Here is a 15,240-nt window from a genome sequence, read left to right as displayed (position 1 = left end):
ATAAAAATTTAACACCTTGCTAAGGAAACCTTAATGCCCGCGCCATCACCGCGTTTGCCCAAAATCAGCGTTATTCAATCGTTCAAAGTGGCGGCGGAACTCGGCAGCCTGGCGAAAGCGGCTGCGCAACTGGCGTTAACGCCCGCTGCGGTGAGCCAGCAAATTCGCCAGTTGGAAGAACAATTAGGCAGCGCGCTGTTTGTGCGCACGCAAAGCGGTGTGATGCTGACGGAGATGGGCAAAGAGTATCTGCGTTATGTCACCGAAGCGTTTGACATTCTGCATCTCGGTCAGCAAAACCTGCGTCATGCGGCATCAACACCGCGTTTAACGCTCTATTCGCTGCCGGCGCTGGCCTCAAAATGGCTGCTGCCGAATATTGCGCAGTGGCGCGAGCAATGTCCTGATATCGATTTAGCGTTGCACGGCACGCATACGCAGGTGGATTTCAACGCCACGCCCGCCGATTTTGTTATCTGTTTCGGCGAAGATCGTTATCCGCAGTTGGATAAGCAGTTGCTGTTCCTGGATGAAGTGTTGCCGGTGGCGAGTCCGGCGCTACTGCAACGTTTTGCTGATCAGGATGTGTTGCAGCATGCGCCGCTGATCCACCTTGACTGGGGCAACGAAGGGCGCTTTTTACCCGACTGGCGCAGCTGGTTTCAGGCGAAGGGCATTGACGAACCTCCACCGCAGCCGTCGTTCAGTTTCAATCTCACCTCGCTGGCGATTGATGCCGCCGTGGCAGGCGCGGGCTTGCTGCTCGGTCAGCGGCGTTTAATTGCCAACGAACTGGCGTGTGGCGATTTAGTCATCGTCGATCCACTTAGCCTGCCGCTCAGCAAACCCTATTTCCTCGCCTGGCCGCAGCGTTCGCTCAGCCAGCCGGGCAGCGACGCGCTGATCCGCTGGCTCACGCAGCTAGCGGGTTAACGCAACCACTCGAAGGGTCGCCATTCATGGCGACCTGGAAAAGAAAGGGAGTTCACCAATGACCGCAGATCTCAATTTCTGGCTTACCGCGCTGGTGGTCGGCATCACCATTTTGCTATGGGCCAGCGCGCGTTTGCCGGAATACGTCACCGCGCTGCTGTTTTTCGCGGCGGCGATGTTGCTTCAGCTGGCGCCCGCCAGCAGCGTATTCAGCGGCTTTGCCTCATCGGCGTTCTGGCTGGTGCTCAGCGGTTTTGTGCTGGGCGCAGCGATCCGCAAAGTCGGCCTTGCACAGCGCTGGGCCAACTGGCTGGTGGTGCCGCTCAGCCAAAGCTGGCCGCGCATGATTGCAGGCACCGTGCTGCTGACTTATCTGCTGGCGTTTGTCATGCCCTCTAATATGGGACGCATCGCGCTGCTGATGCCGGTGGTGCTGGCGATGGGCGAACGCGCGGGAATCAAAGTGGGCAGCCGTGGCAGTATTGGCCTGGCGCTGGCGGTGGGATTTGGCACTTTCCAGCTATCGGCCAGCATTTTGCCCGCCAACGTGCCGAATCTGGTGCTGAGCGGCGCGGCGGAGAGCGCCTATCAGCTGCATCTGCAATGGTTGCCGTGGTGGTTGCTGCACATGCCGGTGGTGGGCATCGCTAAAGGATTGTTGTTGATTGCTTGCCTGCTGTTGCTGTTTCGTGCTCAGCCTAAAGCGGTGCTACAGCGCGATAGCTTAAGCGCGCTCAGCCGCAGCGAGTGGCGCTTGATTGGCCTGCTGGCGGTCACCTTGCTGCTGTGGATGACCGACAGCGTGCACGGCTTACCGGCTGCATGGGTAGGATTGGCTGCCGCCAGCATCTGTTTGCTGCCGCGCGTGGGGTTTATCTCCAGCGAGGACTTTGCCAGCGGGGTGAATTTTCGCACCTGCATCTACATTGCCGGGATTCTCGGCGTCGCCACGCTGGTGGTGGATTCCGGTCTGGGACGGATGATCGCCAACGCGCTACTGAGCGTATTGCCGCTGCAGGATCATCCCTCCTTTAGCAATTTCGCGGTGCTTAATGCGCTGGTATCGCTGCTAAATTTTGTGCTCACCGCCAACGGCGTGCCGGCGATGGTGACGCCGATGGCGCAAGAGCTGGCGAACGCGTCCGGTTTTCCGCTGCTCACCGTGATCATGTTGCAGGTGTTTGCCTACGCTACGCCGCTGCTGCCGTATCAGGCGTCGCCGGTGGTGGTGGCGATGGGACTCGGCAATGTTCCGGCGAAGGCCGGTTTGCAGCTGTGCGCGCTGATTTTTCTGCTTAGCGTGGTGTTGCTGTTACCGCTGGATTACCTGTGGTTTCGGCTGCTAGGCTATGCCTGATATCTCTGCGTGAGAATGCTTATGCCAGCCAATAACGATTGGGTTGATTTTCGTCGTGACGATGAGACCGGAATAGAAAGCGTCAACGCGCATTTTCGCGGACATGCTTACGATCCGCACGATCACAACGAACTGCTGGTGGGCGTGACGCAGCAAGGTTTACAACGCTTCAACTGCCACCGTTCGCTGCACACCAGCACACCGGGTCGGGCGATTTTGATCGAGCCGGGCGCGGTTCACGATGGACACGCGCCGGACGCCGAGGGTTTCACCTACGTGATGCTTTATCTGCCGCAGAGTTGGGTGGCGGAGATGATGCAGCGTCGCGGATTGGGCGATGTGTCGAATATCGAAGGCGCTTTTCGCCACACGCTCACGGACGATGCGCTGTTAGCCAGCGCCATTCAGCAAGCCTGGTTTGCGGTGCATCAGGGCGAAGGGCGGTTGGCGCGCGATCAAAGTCTCGATCACTTGCTTACCATGCTATCGCGCCATCTGGATACCAAACCCAGCGTGCAGCACAGCGAAGCGATGCGTCAGATGCAGCTGCTGCGCGACTATCTGCACGATTTTATGGCGCAGGATATTGGACTGGATGAGCTGTCGCGCCTTTCCGGCATCGATCGTTTCCGCCTGACGCGCCAGTTCAAACAGGCGTTCGGTCAATCGCCGCATGCCTATTTGGTTCGTTTGCGCTTACGCAGCGCACGCACCTTGCTGGCACAGGGCATTGAGCCGGTAAACGTTGCAGCGCAGGTAGGATTTGCCGATCAAAGCCATCTCGGCCGCTGGTTCCAGCGCGCCTATCGCATGACGCCCGCCGCTTATCAACGTCAGTGCACAAACGTTCTATACGCTTCCCCGTCCGCTCTTAGATGATGAGGTTTTCGTTGTCATTGGAGAGTTGTTGCAGATGTTTGATACCAAAATCGCCCTGATCGTACGTGATGATTTAGCCACCTGGCAGCGCCTGAATGTGGTGGCGTTTCTCGCCACCGGCGTGGCATCCGCCGCGCCCGAGATGATGGGCGAACCCTATGTTGATGCCAAAGCGCGACAGTACGGCAACATGGCGGGCCAGCCGATGCTGGTGTTCGCCGGGGATTTAACCGGTTTACAGCGCGCGCATCGTCAGGGATTAGAGCGAGAGTTAACCATTATTCCTTATGTTGAAGCGATGTTCTCCACCGGCCACGACGCGGCGAACCGCGAAGTTTTTATGGCGGAGGATGCCGATAATTTGAATCTGGTCGGCATTGCGCTGCGCGGTCCAAAGAAAGCGGTGGATAAGGCGATCAAGGGATTGACGTTGCACGGGTAGTGCGGGTTTTCCCTCACCCTAACCCTCTCCCGCATGCGGGAGAGGGAACCGAATGTGCAGTTTAGCGGCTAATCATCCCCTCTCCCTCTCGGAGAGGGCCAGGGTGAGGGCGGCGCTAGCAAACAAACCTATCCGCCGCGCTCAGCAACAAATCTTCCCGTCCTCGCAGCGCCAGCAGCTCCAGCCCAATCGGCAAACCCTCATTGCTAAATCCTGCTGGAATGCTGATCGCTGGCGCACCGGTCACCGCTGAAATCAGCGCGTTGCTGCCTTCCTGCATCTCACCGTGCTTAACCGGCGCACGACGCACTACTGGATAAGCCAGCAGATTGATCTGGTGCGCAGCGAAAAATTCAGCCAGCTGCTGATACAGATCGCGCTGACGCTGCTGTACCTGCTGATAACCTTCACTCGCTACGCCCGGATGCTGCGCCCGCGTGGTAAAGACCGTTTCCAGCTGCGGATGGTAGCGCTTGGACGCCACCACTTCCGCCAGCGTGCGGATATGTGCCTGAGGCTTGTCCGCCAGATACTTTGCCAGCGCATCAGCAAATTCGTAGCCGATGATATTGGCGTCAGCCGCCAACGTCTCCAACTGCGGATAACTCACCTCACGCGGCGCGAAATCCGCCAGCGCCGCGCGCACCGCCTGATTAATCTCGACTTCATCAGCAGCAAAACCTTCCTGCCAGATGCCGATGCGCAGTGGCTCATCGCTTTCGGCAAACTGCTGCCCGCTCAAAATCTCAGATGCTAACCGTAAATCCTCTGCTGAGCGTGCCAGCGGGCCGGGAATATCCTGCGTTGGCGACAGCGGCACAATACCTTTGGTGCTGATGGCGCCGCGCGTCATGCGCAGTCCAAACAACGCATTAAACGCCGCCGGAATGCGCACCGATCCGGCGGTATCGCTGCCGATCGCCAGCGGCACAAAACCGGCCGCGACCGCCACGGCAGAACCGCTGCTCGATCCGCCCGGCGAGCGGCCTTCAACCCACGCATTGTGGGTAAAACCGCTCAACGATGACGCGCCGGTAATGCCCGCCGCCAGCTCATGCATGGCGGTTTTGCCGATCAGAATCGCGCCTGCCTTTCTCAATCGAGTAACCAACGGCGCATCGTCGCTGGCGATAACCTCACGCAGCAGCACCGAACCGGCGCTGGTCGGCCAGCCTTGCACTTCGATATTGTCTTTGATCAGCACCGGAATCCCTTCCAAAGGTCCCGCCACTTCTCCGTGCTGACGACGCGCATCGCTGGCGTCCGCCGCTGCCAGGGCTTGTTCGGCAAACAGCCAGGTAATGGCGTTGTAGCGCGGTTGATCCACCTCGCCAATGCGTTGCAGCGCGAACATCGTTAACTGGCGAGCGCTCACCGTGCGCTGCGTCAGCGCCTGCTGTAAATCGTTAATCGAAGCGGTGAGATAATCGGCGTATTGCATCAGGTTAAACCTCCAGTGGAATCCATTGCCCGTCGCGCGTGACGCGTCCGCACGAGCTGCCATTAAAGTGGGTGCTGAACCAGATTGCCTGATGTTGTGCGCACCAGTCCACTACGCGTTGCCGCGACGTGGCGGCCAGCGCTTTATCCTCGCAAAACAGTGAGTTCCAGTGCGGATACTGAAACTGGATGGAATTGTGCATCACATCACCAGCAAAGATGGCCGATTCACCGACGCTTTCTAACACGATCGATGCATGATCGCCGCTGTGACCCGGTGTGGAGAGATAGCGCAGCACGCCCGCAAACAGCGGGGAATCCTGCACGTTGATGGTCTCAAGCTGTCCGCTCTCGATCAACGGCAGAATGCTATCGCGATAGAGTTCCTGCGCCGCCGGATTTTGCTGGCAATGCGCCAGTTCCCGCGCCGAGCAGATATAGCGCGCATTCGGGAACATCGGTTGCCATTCACCGTCTTGTTGATGGGTGTTCCAGCCAACGTGATCGGTATGAATATGTGTCATCAGCACCAGTGTCACGGCCGCCGGGTCAACGCCCGCGCGCGCCAGATTTTCGGCATACGGCGTATTCAGCTGATGAAACAGCGGTTTGTTATCGCGATTGCGGCCGTTGCCGGTGGCAGTATCGATGATGATGGTGTGTTCGCCGGTTCGCACCACCCAGCTGTGAATCGACATTTCAGCAGGTTGATTGGCTAATTCGTCACTCATTTCCCCGCGATGCGGCGTAAACAGCACGCCGATTGGGAAGATGGCGGTTTGTTCGCTCACTTTGGTAATCAGGCAATCGCCGACGCGAGTCATCATGAGGTGCTCCTTATTGCTTGGTTGCAGCGAAGAAGCCTCACTATACTGGCGGCACGGTTATTATTTAAATCGATTAAAATTATGCAAAGCATCAACGAAAATGATTTTGCACGCATCGACCTGAATTTGCTGGTGGTGTTGCTGGTGATGTACGAGGTGCGCAGCGTCACGCTGGCGGCAAACCGGCTCTATCTTGGGCAACCGGCCGTGAGCGCGGCGTTAAAGCGTCTGCGCGAGATGTTTGACGATCCGCTGTTTGTGCGCGCCTCAAACGGCATGACGCCAACGCCACGCGCCGAGCAGTTGGTGCAGCAGTTCGCGCCGCTGATGCAGGATCTGCATCGCGTGATCTTCACGCAGCAGCCGTTCAACGCGGCAGAAGATAGCTACAGTTTTCGCATTGGCATGAGCGATTGGCTGGAACATTGGCTAATGCCGGATTTGCTGGCAGAACTGGCGTGCGTGGCGCCAAATATTGATGTGAAAGTCATCGCCGCCGATCCGTGGCAGGCGATTCCGCTAATGGAGCAGCAGCATGCGGATGTGGTGATCACGGTCGGCAACGAAACCAGCCGCGACCTTACGCGTGAGAAGATCCTACGCGCAGGTTTCAGCACGGTTTGGCACCGCGATCAGATTCAACTCGACGCGCCGCTGACGCTGCAGCAGTTTGTCCATTACGATCACGCGCTGGTGTCATATCGCGGCGTAAGTGAAAGCGCGCTGGATCGGCAGTTGCATCAGCATGGAATGGCGCGGCGCGTGCGCTATGTGACGCCGCACTTCTCCGCGTTGCCAATGCTGCTTAAGCGTCTGCCGCTGTTCGCTACGGTGCCACAGGGTTTGGTGCCAGGCTGGTGCGCGTTATATGACTTGAGCGCCGCGCCCGTGCCGGTCAGCATGCCGGATTATGAGGTGTCGCTGCTGTGGCACAACGCATGCAGCGAAGATGCCGCCAACCGCTGGCTGCGGGATGTGCTGCGCGGGTTGATAATGAATAAGCTTTGATAAGGTCGCCATGAATGGCGACCCTACGACAGGGCGGCGGGAATTCCGTAGGGTCGCCATTTATGGCGACCGACATGCCGACCTGCTCGCTCACCACGGCACCACGCGCCCTAAATAATCCAGATAATGGATCCCGCGCCGTCCGGCGTAACTTTCCATGGTATTCAGCAGATTCGGGATGCTCTCCTCTATGGTCAGGCGCGCTTCCGGGCCGCCCATATCGGTGCGCACCCAGCCGGGCGCCATCAGCAATAACGTGCGTTCGCCGCCACTGCGTGCGGCGAAGCTGCGCATAAACATATTCAGCGCCGCTTTGCTGCCGCGATACACCTCGTAATTACCGTTGGTGTTGTTGGTCAAACTGCCCTGGCCGGAAGACATTACGGCGATGGTGCCGCTGGTCGTCACGCAATCTTTAAAGGTCTCGATCACCCGCAGCGGACTCAGCGCGTTGGTCACCATCACGCGGTTAAACTCACTGGTTGAGACATCGGCGATGGTTTCGCGATCGTCATTTTTCACGCCCGCGTTAATAAACAGCATGTCGAACTGGCGATCTGCCAGTCGCGCATGTAGCGCCTTGACCTGTTCGGGTTCATTGATATCCACGCTTTCTACCGTAAGTTGTGCGGGGAAGCGATCGGCCAGTTGCTGTAAATTCCCTGTCGAATTTTCACGTCCGGTGGCGACCACCTGATAACCGCGCTGCAGCATGGTTTCCGCCAGTGCCAAACCCAATCCACGCGATGCGCCAATCAGTAAAATGTTCATGTTGTTCTCCTCGGTGTTTGATATGCATAGAGTGTAGCGCCGGGTGAGGGCAGGCGGAACGCGCAGCATTGACATTATTAACCTGCACCAAACGCCTTGTCTCGATGCGTCGAATCGGCGAGGATAAACCGCATGAATGATGCCGATCTCAACCTGTTAATTGCTTTGGATGCGCTGCTGATTGAAGGCAGCGTGATTGGCGCTGCGCGTCGCTTAGGCTTAAGCGAATCGGCGATGAGCCGCACGCTGGGACGCTTACGCGCCACCACCGGCGATGCGCTGTTAGTGCGCGCCGGGCGCCAAATGGTGCTGACGCCTTATGCTGAAGCGATCCGCGAGCGCACGCATCACACGGTAAGTGAGGCGCGTGCGGTGTTAAGCCCGACGGCGCAATCGCTGGATTTGCGTCAGCTGGATCGCTGCTTTACCCTGCGCACCAATGAAGGATTCATCGAAGCGTTTGGCAGCGCACTGATCGCTGCCGTGGCGGAACAAGCGCCGCACGCGTGGCTCAGTTTTGTGCCCAAGCCAGAGAAAAGCGCGCGCGATTTGCGCGAAGGCAACATCGATTTGGAGATTGGCGTGCTGGGCAATATGGGCCCGGAGATTCGTTTGCAGGCGCTGTTTCGCGATGACTTTGTCGGCGTGGTGCGCGCCGGACATCCGCTCACGCAGCAGCTGGATATCGCACAGTTCGCCGCTTTTGGTCATATCGTGGCGTCACGGCGCGGTGAGCTGGGTGGGCCGATTCATGATGCGCTGCGGCAGGCCGGATTAACGCGCAAGGTCGCGGCGCTGGTACCGGCATTTTCCAGCGCGGTGGCGCTGGCGCAGGATTCAGATCTTGTCGCCTTAGTGCCGCGTTCGCTGTTTCTGCATCATCCGTTAATCAAAAACAGCAATACGTTAGCGATGTTTGAATTGCCGTTCGCCACGCGGGAAATGGCCGTGTCACAGCTGTGGCATCCGCGACTGGAAAACGACGCCGCGCACCGCTGGCTGCGTGGCGTGGTAAAAGACGTCTGTCAGCCGCCGCGCACCGAACCGCGCCACACCACATCGGCCTGATACAGCAGACTGTCGTGCTGCTGTTCACCTTGCGGCGTGAAGCCGGTTTCCTCCTGCTCGGTTTGTATCAGCCACTTCACTGCATCCTGCGCGAACTGCTCAACCGGCTGGGAAAAGGTGGTGAGATTATAGGAAGACCAGCCAGCCTGCGCGATGTTGTCGTAGCCGATCAAACAGAGATCTTCCGGCACGCGCAGGGCAAAGCGGTGACGCGCTTCATCCATAAAGCCGCAGGCCACCAAATCGGTGACGCAAAACACCCCGTCTGGCCGCTGATGGCGCGTCAGCAAGCGGTGCGCCAGAATCTGGCCGCTCTCATACGATGTGGTGCCAAAGCGTTCCACCGTCACGCTTAATCCCGCACGTTCCGCAGTCGCGACAAAAGTGTCTTCACGCTTTTTCAGGCTTGGCGTGCCCGCCAGCGAATTGGCAAACGCCAGATGCTGGCAACCGGCGCGCTGAAATGCCATTACTGCGGTTTGTGCAGCGCTTTCGGCATCGAGATTGATGCTAAGCGAGCCCGGCAGCGCTTCATCGCGGTTAATTAAAATGATGCGCTGGCCGTGCTTATAACACTGGCGCGTGATGGTGCGATCCGGCATGCCGGAGAGAATGATCGAGGCATCGGCGCGGAAATTAATCGCCTGCTGCAGTGCCGCTGAAACGCTGTTGTCCGAGCGATCGGTGTTGATCAGCATCGCCACTTTGCCTGCTTCCTGCAAAAACTGCGTCAGCCAGCGCACCAGGCTGGCGCGATAGGGCGTGGCGATCTCCGAGACGATCAGGCAGACAATGCTGCTGCGATTGCTTACCAGACCGCGCGCCAGATGATTGACGTGATAACCCAACTCTTCCGCCGCTTTCATTACCCGTTCACGCGTTGCCGGTGACACGCTGGCGCCCGGCGTAAAGGCGCGCGACACCGCCGAGCGCGAAACGCCCGCGCGCTCGGCGACATCCTGCGCACTGACCACCGCTTTCTCATGCTGCATGCTCAACACCTCTTCACAATCTGGCTGCCACTGAGTCTGCCTCAGATTGCAAAGCTGTGCAAACCGCTTTAGATCTCATTTGTTGCATTTTTGTGACATCGCCTAACAATTGCGCAGTATGGTGTTTGACAGGACATTTCTTGTTCATTACTACTTTGCACACACGTGCAATAAAAGGTGCCAATGAAGCACCCACCCTACAATCCAGGAGAACACTATGCGAGTCACCTCAATGGCCATCGCGCTATCCCTCTGTTGCACTGCACTGCCGTTTGCCGCCTCTGCAGCGGGCAATCTGAATATGGTTTGCTCCGCCGATGTGGTGGTGTGCGAGCACATGACCAACATCTTCAGCAAGGCGCATCCGGATATCAAAGTCAGTATGGTGCGCCTCTCAGCGGGCGAAGCCTATGCACGTCTGCGCAGCGAAGCACGCAATCCGCGCACCGATATATGGTGGGCGGGCACCGGCGATCCGCATATGCAGGCGGCGGAAGAGGGGCTGACGCAGCCATACAAATCGCCGCTGCTCGATCAGCAACAGGATTGGGCGCAGAAGCAGGCGGAAAACTCCAATTACCGTACGGTGGGCATTTATGCTGGCGCGCTTGGTTGGGGTTATAACACCAAACTGCTGGAATCGAAAAAGCTGAAAGAGCCGAAATGCTGGGCCGATCTGCTGGACCCAAGCTTCAAAGGAGAAATTCAGATAGCCAACCCGAATTCGTCGGGTACCGCCTACAACACGCTGGCGACGCTGGTGCAGATCATGGGTGAGGATGAGGCCTTTGATTACCTGAAAAAGCTTAATGCCAATATTTCGCAGTACACCAAATCGGGCTCGGCGCCGGTGAAATCCGCAGCGCGCGGTGAAACCACCGTCGGCATCGTGTTTATGCATGATGCGGTGGCGATGGAAGTGGACGGTTTCCCGATCAAGACCGTCGCGCCGTGCGAAGGCACCGGCTATGAGATTGGCTCGATGTCGATTGTCAAAGGGGCGCGCAACCTCGCTAACGCTAAAGTCTGGTACGACTGGGCGCTAAGCGCTGAAGCGCAATCACATATGAAAGAGGCCAAATCTTTCCAGCTGCCGTCGAACCGTAACGCGGAGATTTCTGAGTACGCGCCGCGCTTTGAGAACATCAAACTGATCGATTACGACTTCAAAACTTACGGCGATTCGGCCAAACGTAAAGCGTTGCTGGGACGTTGGGACAAAGAGATCGGTGCCAGCGCGCAGTGAGATCGGTGTGGTTTGTGGGAAGGTCGCCATAAATGGCGACCCTACAAAACCCAATGAATTCCGTAGGGTCGCCATTTATGGCGACCTGGTTAAGCACCGCACAAAAACCCGAATTCGAGGTATGTGATGAATGCAAATAATCGCCGTCTGGCAGGCGCGCTGATCATCGGCGCAGTGGCGTTACTGCTGCTGCCGTGGTTCAGCCTGGAAGCCGGTTTCTTCAGCAGCGGCTGGCTAACCAGCCTGTGGAGCGACAGCGCCAACGCGCCCGCGCTGTGGCAAGTGGGTGAACATCCGTGGCTGCTTATCGCCATCGCGCTGTTCGTGCTGTGTGCCGGTTGCGGCATCCTGCCGGGCGCGGCGCGCAGCCGTTTGCTGCTGCTGTTCAGCGCGCTTGGCGTGCTGTTCCTGGTGATTGAAGGTCACGCGATTGGCTACAGCGGCTGGAGTTGGCTGTGGCTGGAAAATCGCTTCGGCGCGCTCGCATCCGGCCAACCGGCGATGGGCGCGGGTGCGCTGCTGTTGCTGACCACTTTCCTGCTGCTGTTCTCCTTCGCGCTGGCCGAACGCGGCGTAATGAAAGGTGATGCCTTTGTGGTGGCGTCGCTGGTGCTGCTCACCGCGCTGGTGAGCATCTTCGTGCTTTATCCGGTGCTGAGCATGTTTGTGGTGTCGGTGCAGGACGTGGACGGCAGCTTCAAGCCGGATGGCTTAATCAGCAACATTCAGGACCCGTCGATCTGGAGCCTGTCCTGTTTGTCGGGTGGCACCTGCGGCACCGCATGGCGCACATTGTGGCTGGCGCTGATGACCGCCGCCGGATCAACGCTGCTCGGTCTGGCGTTTGCCTTAGCCGCCACGCGCACGCCGCTGCCGTTTAAGAAAGCGCTGCGCATGTTGACGATTCTGCCGATCATCACGCCACCGTTTGTGATTGGCCTGGCGCTGATCCTGCTGTTTGGCCGCTCCGGCGTGGTGACGGAACATCTGGCGGCGCTGTTTGGCATCGAACCGGGCCGCTGGCTGTATGGCTTAACCGGCATCTGGATCGCGCAGGTGCTGTCGTTTACACCGATTGCGTTTCTGGTGCTGATTGGCGTAGTGGAAGGCGTAAGTCCGTCGCTGGAAGAGGCGTCACAAACGCTGCGCGCCAATCGCTGGCGTACCTTCACGCGCGTCTCGCTGCCGCTGATGGCGCCGGGTTTAGCCAACGCTTTTCTGATTAGTTTTATCGAAAGCATGGCCGATTTCGGTAATCCGATGGTGCTGGGCGGCAGTCACGGCGTGCTCTCCACTGAGATCTTCTTCTCGGTGGTCGGCGCGCAAAACGATCCGAGCCGCGCAGCGGTGCTGGCGATGATTCTGCTGTGCTTCACGCTGACGGCCTTTGTGCTGCAGCGCTGGTGGCTCGGCGGCAAAAACTTCGCCACCGTCACCGGCAAAGGCGACGGCGGCAAACATGTGCAGCTGCCACGCGTGCTGCGCTTTGGCGTGTACGGCATGGTGATTCCGTGGGGCCTGTTCACGCTGGTGATCTACGGCATGATTGTGGTCGGCGGCTTTGTACAGTCGTGGGGATTGAATGATGCGCTGACCATCGAACATTACGTGCGCGCCTTTGGCGTGAGTTTCAGCGACGGGCATCTGCTGTGGAGCGGCGTGGCGTGGAACTCGTTCTGGACCACGCTGGAGATCGCGCTGATTGCCGCACCGCTCACCGCAATAGTTGGGCTGCTCACCGCCTGGCTGATTGTGCGACAGAAGTTTGCCGGTCGTCAGACCTTCGAGTTCCTGCTGATGCTGAGCTTCGCCATTCCCGGAACGGTGATCGGCGTAAGTTATGTAATGGCGTATAACCTGCCGCCGCTGGAGATCACCGGCACCGCGATGATCCTCGTGGCCTGCTTTGTGTTCCGCAACATGCCGGTTGGCGTGCGCGGCGGGATCGCGGCGATGAGTCAGCTGGATAAAAGTCTGGATGAAGCGTCACTGACGCTCGGGGCTAACAGCTTCCGCACGCTGCGCAAAGTGGTGCTGCCGCTGCTGAAACCGGCGATCAGCGCCGCGCTGGTCTACGCCTTCGTACGCGCCATCACCTCGATCAGTGCGGTGATCTTCCTCGTGAGCGCGCAGTACAACATGGCAACCTCTTACATCGTCGGGCTGGTGGAAAACGGCGAATACGGTGTGGCGATTGCTTACTCAACCGTCTTGATTGTGGTGATGCTGCTGATCATTGGCATGTTCCAGTGGCTGGTGGGCGAACGGCGTCTGCGCCGCGTGGCCCGTCCGGTCGACATGGCAATTCCGCCAGCTTCAACGTCCTTAACCCAGGAGAGAGCCGTATGACACGCGTAACCGCTGGATCTGTGGTGTTTGAACACGTCTCGAAACGCTTTGCCGGTTTTGATGCAATTCCCGATCTCTCGCTGACGGTGGAACCCGGCACGCTGGTGACGCTGCTAGGTCCATCCGGCTGCGGCAAAACCACCACGCTGCGGCTGCTGGCCGGGTTGGAGCATCCCACCGCTGGACGCATTTTGATTGGCGGCAAAGATGTCACCAACTTGCCCGCTAACGAGCGCGACGTGGCGATGGTGTTTCAGTCTTACGCGCTGTTCCCGCACATGAGCGCGCTCGACAACATCATGTATGGCTTGCAGTCGTCGGGCATGAATAAGCGTGAAGCGCAGGACCGCGCCCGTGAAGGGCTCAAGTTGGTTGGCCTCGAACATCAGGGCCAGCGCCTGCCTTCGGAGCTTTCCGGCGGGCAGCAACAGCGCATTGCGGTGGCACGCGCGCTGGTGCTGGAGCCGCAGGTGCTGCTACTGGATGAGCCGCTCTCGAATCTTGATGAGCGTTTGCGCCGCCGGGTGCGTACCGATATCCGCGACTTGCAACAGCGGCTCGGCTTCACGGCGGTATACGTCACGCACGATCAGGAAGAAGCGCTGGCGGTGTCCGATAAGATTATTGTCATGAAAGAGGGTGATATTGCCCAGCAGGGCGCGCCGGAAAGTCTCTATCACGCGCCGAACTCGGTGTTTATCGCCGACTTTATGGGCGAGGCGAATATTCTGCCGTGCGAAGTCGAGCAGCTTGATGGCAGTGAAGCGCTGGTGCGACTCGGCAGCCAGCGTTATCGCGTGCGCGGCAACGGTTTGAAAACCGGCGCGGCACAGCTGTCGGTGCGACCGCAGTTTATTACGCTGCGCGGAGAAGGCGCAGGCGCACTGCGCGGCGAAGTGACGCACAGCACGTGGCTTGGCGACCATATCGAATATGAAGTCGCTACCGAATTGGGTTCGCTGTTTATTGTCGATGCCGAGATGGAGCAGCAGCTGCCGCTGGCATCGAACGTCGCGATTGATTTTAAACCTCAGGGTTTGGCCCTGATTGCCGGTTAATTTAAGGATGGATGATGAGTGAATTAGACAATGACCCGCTGTTATCACGCCTGATTTTAGCGGAGAAGGTGGCACGCGCCGGTGGCGCGAAGGCGCTGGAGTATTTCCATCAGCGCGACACCTTAGTGGTGGAGACCAAATACGATTTGCAGGATGTGGTGTCCCGCGCTGACCGCGAAGTGGAACAGATGATCGACCAGCAAATTCGCGCACAGTTTGCCGACGACGGTTTTCTTGGCGAAGAGTACGGATTGCAGGACGGTTCATCGGGTTATACGTGGGTGGTCGATCCAATCGACGGTACCAGTCCATTCCTTAACGGCATGCCGAACTGGTGCGTGTCGGTCGCGGTGCTGCACGACGGCGTGCCGGTGATTGGCGTGATTTTCGCGCCCACTTATCAGGAATGTTACGTCGCCGCTCTCGGACAGGGTGCGACGCTCAACGGCAAGCGCTTGCAGGTGGATGCCAGTCGCACGCTGCAAAATCATGTCACCGGATTTGGTGCCAACAGCCACGTTAGCCCGGATGAAGTGGGGAAAATCCTCGCATCGCTGCTGGCGGCGGGCGGGAATTTTATTCGCATTGGATCGGGTGCCTTGATGCTGGCGTGGGTCGCAGCTGGGCGTGTGGTCGGTTATTACGAGCCGTATATGCATGCGTGGGATTGTCTGGCCGGTTATTGCCTGGTAAAAGAGGCGGGCGGCTGGTATCACCCGTTTAACACCGAAGGCGAACGTTTGCTGAAAGGCGCGCAGGTGCTGGCGGTTGCGCCGGGTGCGGAAGCGGATTTGAAGCGGATTGCCGGATTGTGATGTTGGTTGCGGTCGCCATGAATGGCGACCCTACAAAAACGCGCAGAATCGTCGT

At 58.5% G+C, this 15,240-nt stretch carries 14 protein-coding genes; 10 read left to right on the top strand and 4 right to left on the bottom strand.

Going from position 1 to position 15,240, the window contains the following annotated elements:
* The first annotated feature begins 33 nt into the window (after positions 1-33).
* The 4 genes from AC6I8A_RS22800 to AC6I8A_RS22785 are packed head-to-tail and all read left to right on the top strand — an operon-like array spanning position 34 to position 3,611.
* Positions 34-933, top strand: a complete 900-nt coding sequence (locus tag AC6I8A_RS22800) for a LysR substrate-binding domain-containing protein (protein ID WP_497819272.1) — start codon at positions 34-36, stop codon at positions 931-933.
* A gap of 58 nt (positions 934-991) precedes the next feature.
* Entirely contained in the window at positions 992-2,290 is a 1,299-nt protein-coding gene (locus AC6I8A_RS22795; protein ID WP_497819271.1) for an SLC13 family permease, read from the top strand.
* Between the two features lie 21 nt (positions 2,291-2,311).
* Positions 2,312-3,169 (top strand): AraC family transcriptional regulator, encoded by an 858-nt coding sequence (locus AC6I8A_RS22790; RefSeq protein ID WP_256698545.1) that lies wholly within the window; start codon positions 2,312-2,314, stop codon positions 3,167-3,169.
* Between the two features lie 34 nt (positions 3,170-3,203).
* Positions 3,204-3,611 (top strand): DUF2000 family protein, encoded by a 408-nt coding sequence (locus AC6I8A_RS22785; RefSeq protein ID WP_265302164.1) that lies wholly within the window; start codon positions 3,204-3,206, stop codon positions 3,609-3,611.
* Between the two features lie 115 nt (positions 3,612-3,726).
* Here the strand turns inward: AC6I8A_RS22785 and AC6I8A_RS22780 are convergent, their stop codons facing one another.
* Both AC6I8A_RS22780 and AC6I8A_RS22775 read right to left on the bottom strand, forming a co-directional pair.
* A complete protein-coding gene (locus tag AC6I8A_RS22780) occupies positions 3,727-5,052 on the bottom strand; it encodes an amidase (protein ID WP_497819270.1) in 1,326 nt (441 codons plus the stop codon).
* A 4-nt stretch (positions 5,053-5,056) separates the two neighbouring features.
* Entirely contained in the window at positions 5,057-5,878 is an 822-nt protein-coding gene (locus AC6I8A_RS22775) for an MBL fold metallo-hydrolase (RefSeq protein ID WP_479490889.1), read from the bottom strand.
* Between the two features lie 81 nt (positions 5,879-5,959).
* Here AC6I8A_RS22775 and AC6I8A_RS22770 point away from each other — a divergent pair, with 81 nt between their 5' ends.
* Entirely contained in the window at positions 5,960-6,886 is a 927-nt protein-coding gene (locus AC6I8A_RS22770; protein WP_497819269.1) for a LysR family transcriptional regulator, read from the top strand.
* Between the two features lie 90 nt (positions 6,887-6,976).
* Here the strand turns inward: AC6I8A_RS22770 and AC6I8A_RS22765 are convergent, their stop codons facing one another.
* Positions 6,977-7,657, bottom strand: coding sequence for an SDR family NAD(P)-dependent oxidoreductase (locus AC6I8A_RS22765; protein WP_497819268.1), 681 nt, complete (start codon positions 7,655-7,657; stop codon positions 6,977-6,979).
* A gap of 132 nt (positions 7,658-7,789) precedes the next feature.
* On the opposite strand from AC6I8A_RS22765, the gene AC6I8A_RS22760 reads away from it, so the two are divergent.
* On the top strand, positions 7,790-8,725 hold the full coding sequence (locus AC6I8A_RS22760) for a LysR family transcriptional regulator (RefSeq protein ID WP_497819267.1): 936 nt from the start codon (positions 7,790-7,792) through the stop codon (positions 8,723-8,725).
* On the opposite strand, the gene AC6I8A_RS22755 is transcribed toward AC6I8A_RS22760, so the two are convergent.
* Positions 8,683-9,717 (bottom strand): LacI family DNA-binding transcriptional regulator, encoded by a 1,035-nt coding sequence (locus AC6I8A_RS22755; RefSeq protein WP_436331841.1) that lies wholly within the window; start codon positions 9,715-9,717, stop codon positions 8,683-8,685. The two genes, AC6I8A_RS22760 and AC6I8A_RS22755, sit on opposite strands and share 43 nt — an antisense overlap.
* A 217-nt stretch (positions 9,718-9,934) precedes the next feature.
* On the opposite strand from AC6I8A_RS22755, the gene AC6I8A_RS22750 reads away from it, so the two are divergent.
* The 4 genes from AC6I8A_RS22750 (at position 9,935) to AC6I8A_RS22735 (ending at position 15,185) form a co-directional block, all read left to right on the top strand.
* The gene (locus AC6I8A_RS22750; protein WP_256698551.1) at positions 9,935-10,963 is read left to right on the top strand and encodes an ABC transporter substrate-binding protein; all 1,029 of its coding nucleotides are present in this window, start codon (positions 9,935-9,937) and stop codon (positions 10,961-10,963) included.
* Positions 10,964-11,089: 126 nt separating this feature from the next.
* Positions 11,090-13,312, top strand: coding sequence for an ABC transporter permease (locus AC6I8A_RS22745; protein ID WP_256698552.1), 2,223 nt, complete (start codon positions 11,090-11,092; stop codon positions 13,310-13,312).
* Positions 13,309-14,370: an ABC transporter ATP-binding protein gene (locus AC6I8A_RS22740; RefSeq protein WP_008109395.1), complete on the top strand. Its 1,062-nt coding sequence runs from the start codon at positions 13,309-13,311 to the stop codon at positions 14,368-14,370. Before AC6I8A_RS22745 ends, AC6I8A_RS22740 begins: the two co-directional genes overlap by 4 nt.
* A gap of 14 nt (positions 14,371-14,384) precedes the next feature.
* Positions 14,385-15,185 (top strand): inositol monophosphatase family protein, encoded by an 801-nt coding sequence (locus AC6I8A_RS22735; RefSeq protein ID WP_154183011.1) that lies wholly within the window; start codon positions 14,385-14,387, stop codon positions 15,183-15,185.
* Positions 15,186-15,240: the final 55 nt, after the last annotated feature.

Source organism: Pantoea sp. X-Soil-ISGK-275 (genome assembly GCF_059730795.1).
This window is presented reverse-complemented; position numbering and strand designations above follow the sequence as displayed.

Coding starts and splice junctions, on each gene's coding strand:
- AC6I8A_RS22800 (WP_497819272.1), top strand. CDS start 34: ATGCCCGCGCCATCACCGCGTTTGCCCAAAATCAGCGTTATTCAATCG.
- AC6I8A_RS22795 (WP_497819271.1), top strand. CDS start 992: ATGACCGCAGATCTCAATTTCTGGCTTACCGCGCTGGTGGTCGGCATC.
- AC6I8A_RS22790 (WP_256698545.1), top strand. CDS start 2,312: ATGCCAGCCAATAACGATTGGGTTGATTTTCGTCGTGACGATGAGACC.
- AC6I8A_RS22785 (WP_265302164.1), top strand. CDS start 3,204: ATGTTTGATACCAAAATCGCCCTGATCGTACGTGATGATTTAGCCACC.
- AC6I8A_RS22780 (WP_497819270.1), bottom strand. CDS start 5,052: ATGCAATACGCCGATTATCTCACCGCTTCGATTAACGATTTACAGCAG.
- AC6I8A_RS22775 (WP_479490889.1), bottom strand. CDS start 5,878: ATGATGACTCGCGTCGGCGATTGCCTGATTACCAAAGTGAGCGAACAA.
- AC6I8A_RS22770 (WP_497819269.1), top strand. CDS start 5,960: ATGCAAAGCATCAACGAAAATGATTTTGCACGCATCGACCTGAATTTG.
- AC6I8A_RS22765 (WP_497819268.1), bottom strand. CDS start 7,657: ATGAACATTTTACTGATTGGCGCATCGCGTGGATTGGGTTTGGCACTG.
- AC6I8A_RS22760 (WP_497819267.1), top strand. CDS start 7,790: ATGAATGATGCCGATCTCAACCTGTTAATTGCTTTGGATGCGCTGCTG.
- AC6I8A_RS22755 (WP_436331841.1), bottom strand. CDS start 9,717: ATGCAGCATGAGAAAGCGGTGGTCAGTGCGCAGGATGTCGCCGAGCGC.
- AC6I8A_RS22750 (WP_256698551.1), top strand. CDS start 9,935: ATGCGAGTCACCTCAATGGCCATCGCGCTATCCCTCTGTTGCACTGCA.
- AC6I8A_RS22745 (WP_256698552.1), top strand. CDS start 11,090: ATGAATGCAAATAATCGCCGTCTGGCAGGCGCGCTGATCATCGGCGCA.
- AC6I8A_RS22740 (WP_008109395.1), top strand. CDS start 13,309: ATGACACGCGTAACCGCTGGATCTGTGGTGTTTGAACACGTCTCGAAA.
- AC6I8A_RS22735 (WP_154183011.1), top strand. CDS start 14,385: ATGAGTGAATTAGACAATGACCCGCTGTTATCACGCCTGATTTTAGCG.